This is a genomic window from Xanthobacter autotrophicus, from assembly GCF_030015065.1.
GTDB lineage: Bacteria > Pseudomonadota > Alphaproteobacteria > Rhizobiales > Xanthobacteraceae > Xanthobacter > Xanthobacter autotrophicus_D.
On the sequence record NZ_JAIVFN010000385.1, the window covers coordinates 1 to 463 of the forward strand.

At 56.2% G+C, this 463-nt stretch carries 1 pseudogene; it reads right to left on the reverse strand.

The annotated features are described in order from the left end of the window. Positions 1-184 (reverse strand): annotated as a pseudogene (locus tag K9U40_RS23650) (response regulator); the annotation flags it as partial. Positions 185-463: the final 279 nt, after the last annotated feature.

A 463-nucleotide genomic window follows, 5' to 3' on the forward strand; every position in this document is an offset into this window, starting at 1 on the left:
GGATGTCGATATTGGCGTCCTCTTTTTCCAACAGTGACAAGGCAGCATCGGCGGAGTCAGCGGCGATGATATTGAAGCCTTCGGGTTCGAGGATCTCGGTAACGAAATCCGCGACCAGTGGCTCGTCGTCCACCACCAGGATGGTGGGTCGGAAGACAGGGGTTCCCGGCTGTTCTGCGCGCATGACTGGACCTTATATACAAGACGTTGCTGAGCCTTGGATAGCGGCGATCCGGGAAAATTCCCCAGGCCATTCGCCACTAAATCTGGCGTCAGATTTCTGTCTTCCTGCCGTGATTATTTTGTCGCGTGCAGCTTTCGCACGCTGCGACGCCATGCCACGCATATTTGGTTACGTTTCCTGCAAAGGCTCTAGAGCGGTGTTTTGCGACACCCGGCGGCCGTGCAGGACCACCGCCGCGGTGAAAGGTTTCAGCGACCTGGCATATGACTTGTATTGGGT